The sequence below is a fragment of the Brevibacterium sp. Lmc1 genome (assembly GCF_057654315.1).
The window spans coordinates 74748-83926 of the sequence record NZ_JBYFKL010000002.1; the positions used below are offsets into that span (position 1 = coordinate 74748).

The window sequence follows — 9179 nt, forward strand, 5'->3', positions numbered from 1 at the left end:
CGGATCCCGCGACTTCATGGCTTTCAACCCCCTCTTCGACGAACGCACGCCGAGTCTTCACGTCACCTGGAAGAACGGTGCGACTCTCCTTCACCTCATGTCCGCACCGGATACTCCGATCGATGACCTCACGAGTGCTCTGGGTCTCACGCAGGCCGATCTCTTCGACGAACCACTGCCCAAGAAGGCAGGACCCCGATCCAGCAGGAGCCCACGACAGCGCCGCGCCGGCACCGGACGGAAGAAGTCCGGACGCCCCCCACGACGCCTCACCGCGCCCGAGAAGATCGATCCCTCAACACTGACCTGGGAACAGACGCACACCTACCGGTACTTCAACGCCGAGGGCACCGAAACCCAGCGCGTCCATCGCCTCGAAGCTCACGACGATTCCGGCGCCCGCCACAAGTCTTTCAAGCAGGAATTCTGGGCCGGCACAGAGTGGGCGACGACGAAACCACTCGATTTCCAGCCCGTCCTCTACCGCCACCCCCAGATCCTGGAAGCCATCGACGCCCAGACCCCCGTTTGGTGCCTCGAGGGCGAGAAAGACGTCGAAACCGCCGAAACGCTCGGCCTCGTCGCAACCACCAACACACAGGGCGCAGGATCGTTCCCCGAAACCCTGTTGCCGATCTTCCTCGACGCCGAGGTTCGCATCGTGATCGACAGGGATCTCGCCGGATACAAGCGCGGCGTGGTCTTGCACCAGCAGCTCCTTTCCCGAGGAGCCTCCGTCACTCTGCTCCTGCCCAAGGTCGACTCAGCCAAGGCAGACTTCACCGACCACATCGAGGCTGGTTTCGGCGTCGATGACTTCATCCCGGTTTCCCTCCCAACGCTCGAGCTGATGTGGCACGCAGCCGAATTCCACGAGCTCTGCGCCAAGATCCAGACCTCACTCGATGAAGCTCAGGCTCGGACAGCCGCAGCCGAGGCCGACCCGAAGAAGGCCGACGAACACACGAAGGCGGTCTCCTGGTGGGCAGCCGATACCGGCCGCAAGTTCGAGCAGGCCACCGACGACTACGCGACCCTGCAGAAAATGGCCAAGCGACTCGACGGAGTCGCCGAGATCATTGCCGCTGTCGACGAGGACCTCGCCGCAGCCAAGGTCGCTACTCGGACCGCTCACGAGCTCGCTGGGCTCCCCGTCCCTGCCGACACTGATCCCATCACCGGTGAGGAGCCACCTGCAGACGATTTCGTCGCACCCATCGAGCTCAGCGAAGTTCGGACCGAACGCCACCGCACCGCGCTGGATGCCATCCCCGAAGGCGGTCCTCGCTACGAACTCAACGACGGCGCAATCTACAAGGTCACCTACAAGCCCAACCAGGATGGTGACTTCGACAAGACCAAGAAACTCATCATCAACCTCGACGTCCGCGTGGTCTCGGTCGAAGCCCCCGCCGCCGAGGTCATCGCCGGAGCCGCCGCTGATCCCGAACTCGGGACCGATCCGACTTCCGCGACGATCGAGGACTATGTACCCGTCACCCACTTCGTCTTCGAATACGTGCACCCGCTCAGCAGAGAGAAGTACCTCAAGAGGGTCACTCTCGACGACGCACGTGAATCAGTGTGGCTCGAAGGTCTTGCACTGCCCGGTGTCACCTACTCGTCGACGAAGAACGGCCGCGCTGAAGTCTGGGACGCGATCAAGGCTGTCTCAGGGATCTGGGACCACCGATCGATCTACCAGTCCACCGGTTGGCATGACATTGATGGCTACGGCATCGGATTCGTTCACGCCGGCGGCGCCATCACCGCCCACGGGCCCGTCGAGATCCCCACGAACCTCCATTCCTCCCTCGGCCGCTATTCGCTGATGACACCGACCACCGATCGTGCAGCTCTTCGCCGGGCTCTCGGCCGCGGCGGAGCCGGCGGCATGCTCAACGGCCTGCCTCACCGGATTGCCGCGCCCCTCCTCGGCCAGGTCTTCGGCTCCGTATTCGGCCCCATGGACTACTCTCTCGTCCTCGTCGGTCTCCCCGGATCCCGCAAGACCGGTGTAGCCACCCTGGCCATGCACCACTTCGGCACCAGCTGGGACCGGAAGACTCCGACACTCTCCCTCACCGGCATCGGCGACACCGCCACCGTCGCACGATTCAAAACCATGCACGCCCGAGACACCTGCCTCTTCGCCGATGACGTCACTCCCAGCGTTGACGGCCAAGCCGCAGCAGAGAAGGCCATGGGCCGCTTCATCCGGTCCATCTTTGGAGCTGTCGCCCGTGACCGTGCTGACCGCACCGGGCAGAAGATCTCCTCGTCCCTGCCCCCACACACCTCGGCGATCATCTCCTCCGAGATCCCTCCCGCCAATTTCAGCGACGAACGGCGTGCCTTCAGCGTGCCGATCGACGCCAACGACACCGAACTCGACAAGATCATCGCTCTGGATCGCCTCGAAGCCCGCGAGGACCGCAACCTCCTCATGAGCAGCTTCGTGCAATGGATCGTGGCCAATGACCTCCACACCAAACAGCGTGAGTTCGCCGAACGCGCCGCTCACCTCGAGGTCGATTTTCGAGCTCGCCACGTCTCCGACGATATCGCTGCAGCGACCAGCAGGCTCGCCGCGGCCTGGGAGGCATTCCTGGAGTTCCTCACCGAGACAAACACCATCACCGAGACGGAAGCCGACCAGACCGCGCAACTCGTCTTCTCCGCCCTCACCACGGCCTCCGAAGCCGCAGTCGACCCCGATGCCCCCATGCGCACCGGCGCCCGTATCCGCTCCCTCCTCGTAACCTGGTTCGAAGGAGGACACGGACACGTCGAAGCCATCGAAGGCGGGTGCCCCTCAGAGCACTACCGCCGCCTCGGCTGGAGACGACCCACCCGCGGAGGATACGACGGAGAACAAGCCGCTCCCGAGCCTCTCGGCCGCCACCATGGCTATGTCGCGATTCGCCAAGACGGATCCTCCGAACTTCTCCTGCCCGAACGGCAACTCGGTGTCATTCTCAAAGCTGCTCTCAGCCTCGTCCCGGAAATGATCTCCGTCGACGAACGCACCGCCCGCCGAGCTCTCTACAACGAGGGCTACCTCAAGGCCGAAGAGCGCAAAGGCACAACCCCGCGCTTCACTCTCGTGCGCAACATCCCCGCCCTCGGCGCACGTCGCAGATTCGCCGTCCTCGACCTCGACCGGATCCTCGGCGACGAACCTGGCACCGAGGATCCTCAGGGAATGCTCCCCCTCGACGGTGGCCCAACCCCCACCGAGGTCCTCACCTTCGCCGACCCCACCCCTCCGGCCCCCATCGACGACAACTCAGACGCCATGGGCGCGAGCCCCGAAGAAATCGACGGCATAACTCCTGAGGATGCCGCCTCGATGGTCTTCGACGATGCCGAGGGACACCGCGTTGCTCCCACCATCGGCACCCAGGAATCATGCCTGCGATGCCAGAAACCCACCATGCTGCGCTGGGACGGCCGATTCCCGCTCCACGTGACCTGCTGGATAGATTCGACCCGTCAACGCCGAGAAGCGGCATTGGACGCACGCACAGCGGCACTCCAGCCCACCCCGGCACCACGGGCGACCAACGAGGCGCCGAAACAGCAGACACCGACAGCGCAGAAGCCGGCACCGGCGGCCGGGATCCCGGCCGCAGTCCTGCATACCGATGGACTGCACCTGCCTGGTGGCATCCACTACGAAGTCACCGACATCAACACGATTGGTGATGTCGCTCAGCTGGCCCTCGATCACGGCCTTGGATTCGACTATGACGACTACCACCACTACGAGGGCCAGATCTGGCTCACTGATGCCGCTGCACTAAATCTTGGGATACCCATCGATGCCATCGACGACGTGCGTCCCGCTCGCCGGACTCAAGCCTTCAAGGACGCGACCAAGGGCATCAGCTTCCTCTCCACCTCCGACTGGTCACTCGGAGGCGACGCCGATGCGATGACCGGGTGGACTCGCCTGTGGCCGTCATCGGCCACTGACCGGTCCCAAAGAGTCATGGTCGTCATCACCGCACTGGTCGACCACACACTCGAGCTCCTCGCCGATGCTCCCGCCCCCGGCGAACTCGCCGACCGGCTCTTGCGCATCGCCCGAGCACTGCGCAGGCCCTTCTCCCACGGTGCCTCGGTCACCGGTATCGACCTGCTCAAGACCACGCGAGCGAAGAACAAGCGCCTCGAGCTCTTCACCCCGCATACTCCACCCGAACCACTCGAGACGGCGAATCTCGAGGTCGACTTCTCCTGGTCGAGGCCACCCACCGAGGACGAAGCCACCATGACCTATGTCCACGCCTACGACCGGTCCGGGTCCTACCTGTCCGTGACCTCCGGGCTGGAACTCGGCTATGGAGAACCCAGCCACACCACAACGCCCACCTTCGACCCGAAGATCCCCGGTATCTGGAAGATCACCGGAGTCGATGCCGGCGACTGGAGGATCCCGCACCCGCTCAATCCACCCCGGCATCTCGCAGAGGACGGAACGTTCTGGGTCACAACTCCCACGCTCGAGATCGCTCGAGACCTCGGGGTCGACCCGCAGATCCATGAGGCCTGGGTCTGGGAAGAGCACCTGCGTATCCTCGAGCCCTGGTACAAGATCCTCCGGGATGCCCGCAACGCGGCCAAGGATCCCGCTCACGCCGATCTCATCGTCTCCGACATGGTCAAGCGCATCTACACCACGACTTTCGGCACATTCGCCTCACGCAAGCACTCGACGAAAGATGGGTTTGCGCCGGAACGCTGGTTCTCGATCGTAGCCAAGGCGCGGGCCAACATCCTGCGCAAGATCACCACGATTGGTTCGAACTCAGGCGCCTGGCCGGTAGCAGTCGGTACAGACACGATCGTGTACGCGAGCAACGACCCGAACCCGATCACCGCATGGCCAGGACGACCCGAAGATCTCGATTTCAAGCTCGGGAAGCTCACATGTGAGAAGTCCGGTCTCCTCGCCGATCACCTGCCCCACCTCGGCGGCGGGAAGTGGGAAGGCAAGGACGAACTGATCGACCACGCTGAGTGGATGGAGAGCCTGAAATGAGCGACAAGAAGCGCAGAGGCCTGTTCTTCAACGCTTTCACCGGCCGCGGCGGAGACGTCACCGGTGAAGGATCAGGCAACATTCGCGAGAAGCTCCAGGCCGCGTTCGGCACCAACCGCAGGGGAGGCGTCGATACCAAGACCGCGGCACAGAAACTCGGAGTCTCTCAGCGCACCGTGCAGCGGTGGATCACCACCTCCGGCAAAGAGACGAACCGCCCATCGTCGAAACACCTGAAGACCATCAACCAGAGATCTCGACAGGCAGCGACAACCAAGCGTGGTCGCCGTGCGATCGTCAAGGGCCTGAAGTCCGGGATCAAGCGCGGCAAGTACGTGTCGATCGGAGCGATGCAGGGCCCACGGAAAGCCGGCACCGAGTACTTCCGTGACCGGGACGTCACCCTTCCGGGACCACTGAGCCCTGATGACACCAACATGCTCCTCGACGCCTGGGCTGAGGGAGGAGATGACGCCGCCATGGAACAGCTGCGCGACCTCTACGGTGACCGATACCTCGAGGACTGGGACTTCGGAGAAATTTACGACATCAACCTCTCAGACCGCCCCTGAACGGTCCACGAAGGCTTCCAGGAATCCGGCCCGCTGCTCGTCACGCACCAGGCTCGGCCACCCAAGCTTGCTCTGCACCTCGATCTCTCGAGCAAGCAGCCCTAGAGCTCCTTTGCGTCGTTGGATCCTTTCGAAGGGTTCCAACCATCTCGACACATCAGCCATGCTGGTGGTTCGGCCTTGTGCCGGGGTCTTCGCTACTGGGATCACAACGAGCGCTTCGTGAGGATTGCGGTACTCCAGATAGAGCTCTCCCGAACTGAGGATCCAGCTCAGCCGCCACCGGCCGCTCCATCCCGGCACAGTCCAGTAGTACCCATAGTCAGCCCCGCTAAGCACAATCGCACCACTGTCGGCAGCATTTCTCTGTTGCTCCGACAACGTTCCCCAATCACCTTCATCCATCACATACGAGACATGATCGGGACTGCTCATCGCGAATTCTTTCATCGGAACTGCACGACCTGACCACGTTTCAACCTCGGCATCGAGCGCATCCCACCATCGCTCTAAAGCCGCGGACTCTCTAGCATCTCGCTGCAAAGTTTCGGACCAGCGCGCCCACCCCCTCAACTGTGCCAACCAGGTCTCACACCGATCGAGGTCCTTTTCCGCGATGGACAGCAGATTGGACGTATGCAGGTGCTTCTCCTGCACCCTTTCCAGCTCTTCCTGGCATTGTCGAGCGACTCGACGATCTCCCATCCATTGCAGCACCGTCGCCAAGGAGGGAAGCCCTGGCCGTTCGGAGTACAGCTCGAGCTCATCTGCATGCCACTTGACCTTCTGTGCCCACGAATGCTGCAGGTTCCGAAGCCTGCTGATGAGACCAGGGAGCCGTTTCCAACATTCGAAGGCCAGTTCAGCATCACTCATCACTTCGATCTGCTCTGAGTCGAGCTCGAGCCACTGCGCATTGAGATGATCGATGATTTCCAGCTCAAGCCGGCCGGGACCCTGCACAGGTTCCTGCTTCCTCGCATCGCGGAGGAATTCCGAGGCCCAGGCCGTGATCTCGGACCTCTCCCAGAAAGGTTGCCTACCGACATGTGCAGCAGGCTTAGGCGCATCGCCATTGCTGACGTACCCACGAAACGTAGGTAGCGTCAACCGCGTTCCATGGTCGTAAGCGACTGCTAGAGCGCCATAGATGCTGAGAGGGCTGTCGATTGATGTGTAGGGTCCCATCACCACTCCTTCGTTTGGATACTGCTACTCTATATCTAAGTTTATTGATACGATAGCTATAACTAAACGAATGGGTGTCAGGGCGACATCCGACACCGTACCCCTCCGGCGATAGGTCACCATGACCGAGACTCAGCAGCAATGGCATCGGATCTTCACTCCACCCGGCCCGCATAAGAGCACGCTCCTGGCCATCGCAGGCGGCAGCATAGTGCTCGCCTCCGGAACAGCCACCCTGACAGACCTGACCTCACCATCGTCTCCAGGCTTCATCGCAATAGCCCTCCTCGGCCCCACCCTGGCCGCAGTCGACGTGCGCGAACACCGACTCCCAGACCTTCTGACTCTCATCTGGGGCATCATCGCAGCCATTGGCATGACTCTGATCTGCGCGTTCACCCACAACTGGGCCCCACTCTTCTCTGGCGCCATTGCCGCAGCCATCACCACCGTGGCCTTCTACGCTTTTTCCATCCTCACAAAAGCAGGAATGGGCCTGGGAGACATCAAGCTCTCAGCCGTCATGGGACTCGTCATCGGCCCGCTCGGCGCCCAGACACTCTTAGCCGCCTTCGCAGGCGCATTCATCTGCGGAGCAATCTGCGCCGCAATCATGCGCCTGAGACAGCCAGCATCGGCCGAGCTCGCCTTCGGCCCCTTCCTCCTAAGCGCGACCATCATCACCGGACTACTCACCTCTGTCTGACCCGAGGAGGGCACCATGATCACGTTCTTCAACACCATCAACGAAACCCCCGCCATCGAATTCGAGGTCTGGAGCCTCACGGAATGGATCATCTACAGCCTGATCGCCCTTATCGGCCTCACGATCTTCATCTATTTCGACAAAGTCGGTGAGGCCCTCTTCGACCTCACGTTCGGCAGCTATGAACACCCAGTTATGCGCATCCTCGGCGGCCTCGGCATCCTCACCACGCTCGTCCTGCTCTTCTACGCCTTCATCCTCTTGCCCGCGGACATCCCCCGGCACATGGACGCCGAGTTCCAGTGGCGCGCAGCTGCAGTCTCGCCCTACCTCATCGCCGGCGTCCTCGCCGCATATCGAGCAATTGTCCACCTGGACACCCACTGGGGGGTCGGACTTGCCGCTTTCGCTATCCCAACCGTGCTCGCCGCAGGTGGCCTCGCCAATGACGCCTACACCAGAGTGGCTGCCAGCATTCCAATGAGCGTAGCCGCCCTGACCTTCGTCATCATCGCGGGAGCAGCAGCCCTGTTGCTCTGGGCCAAGTACAGCAAATAGTCCGAGTGTCTATCAGCGAACGTAATCGCCAAGACAAATCTCCGGACCACCATCGAGCCACATCAAACTGTGGCGGGACCCCATCACACCGATTTTGCGCCCCCGAATCCGATAATCGCCAGCAGCATGCAGGGCGCTATATTTGACGATCTCGCCATCGAATGCTGTCGGAACCCGAATCAGAGCACGTACGCCAGTCTCCTCCACAAACTCAGCAGGAAGACCTCCGGCCTCACCTAGAGCAGTAGCCGCCGCAGTGTAGGTCTCCAACCAGGAGAGAACCCGCAACCCCGCATCAGCATCATGCCTAGAGGACTGAATGCGCAGGACCGGAATTCGATTGCGCCGGGGACCCATCTGCCGAATCCACACCACATGCTCCTCGAGGAACCCCTGCGCCCTCCACGAAGGCAGGATCCCCCGCTGACGCCCCACCTTCAGAGCATCCTTCGCGCCGAGGGCATTGCGCAGCTTCTCACGCTCCATCGACAAGAGATCCCGGCGGGGGTGCCAACCCCGCCACAGGTTCCTCTCCCGCCTCTCCGGAATCCCATCGTGAAGCCAACGCTGCACAGTCCGCTGAGAGACCCGTAGCCGGCGAGCCATCACCGCGGTATTCACTCCTCCACGAGGAGCGGCACCGTACTTCAGAATGGCCAGAGCCACCCACGGAGGAGCGAGCCCATCGGTCATTTCGGACTCTCTCGCCACCAGTTCCCACGGCGGCCACCGTTGACCCGCCCATGTCGAGCTGAGATATACGCCTCCACTTCGGCCTTATCCCGCATTGGCGATCGCCCCACACGCTCCTTGACCTCCGGAAACTGCGGATCACGCCAGGCATACGAACGGACCGTGGCAGGAGAGACCTCCATCATCTCCGCTATCTCTGCCACGCTCACCAAGCTTTTGCGGTCCTCAATTTTCATCATTGCTCCTCAGATCTACTTCACATAGATTACCAAATCCGTCAAACATAACATTTGAGTAACGCACCCTCCATCCTTCACCTACCTCCACATCTCGAGAACAAAGCCTATCGGGTATCGGCTTGCCGATCCCGTACGCGATGCCTGAGTGAGGCGCAGCCGCTACGTGCATCCGCACG

The 9179-nt window shown here is 61.9% G+C and carries 6 protein-coding genes; 4 read left to right on the forward strand and 2 right to left on the reverse strand.

Features of this window, described 5'->3' with window-relative positions; all coding sequences use genetic code 11:
* The first annotated feature begins 16 nt into the window (after window positions 1-16).
* Both AC239G_RS19195 and AC239G_RS19200 read left to right on the forward strand, forming a co-directional pair.
* Window positions 17-5047 (forward strand): hypothetical protein, encoded by a 5031-nt coding sequence (locus AC239G_RS19195; RefSeq protein ID WP_487490152.1) that lies wholly within the window; start codon window positions 17-19, stop codon window positions 5045-5047.
* Window positions 5044-5619: a helix-turn-helix domain-containing protein gene (locus tag AC239G_RS19200; protein WP_137210839.1), complete on the forward strand. Its 576-nt coding sequence runs from the start codon at window positions 5044-5046 to the stop codon at window positions 5617-5619. The genes AC239G_RS19195 and AC239G_RS19200 overlap by 4 nt, the downstream gene beginning before the upstream one ends.
* On the opposite strand, the gene AC239G_RS19205 is transcribed toward AC239G_RS19200, so the two are convergent.
* Window positions 5605-6807, reverse strand: coding sequence for a hypothetical protein (locus AC239G_RS19205; protein WP_137210840.1), 1203 nt, complete (start codon window positions 6805-6807; stop codon window positions 5605-5607). The two genes, AC239G_RS19200 and AC239G_RS19205, sit on opposite strands and share 15 nt — an antisense overlap.
* Before the next feature lie 121 nt (window positions 6808-6928).
* Between AC239G_RS19205 and AC239G_RS19210 the strand changes: the two genes are divergently transcribed.
* Complete coding sequence (locus AC239G_RS19210) at window positions 6929-7513, forward strand: prepilin peptidase (protein WP_487490153.1); 585 nt, start codon at window positions 6929-6931, stop codon at window positions 7511-7513.
* 15 nt (window positions 7514-7528) lie between these two features.
* On the forward strand, window positions 7529-8071 hold the full coding sequence (locus AC239G_RS19215) for a hypothetical protein (protein ID WP_487490154.1): 543 nt from the start codon (window positions 7529-7531) through the stop codon (window positions 8069-8071).
* Between the two features lie 12 nt (window positions 8072-8083).
* Here AC239G_RS19215 and AC239G_RS19220 read toward each other — a convergent pair whose 3' ends face one another.
* Entirely contained in the window at window positions 8084-8557 is a 474-nt protein-coding gene (locus AC239G_RS19220; protein WP_137210843.1) for a hypothetical protein, read from the reverse strand.
* Window positions 8558-9179 lie beyond the last annotated feature (622 nt).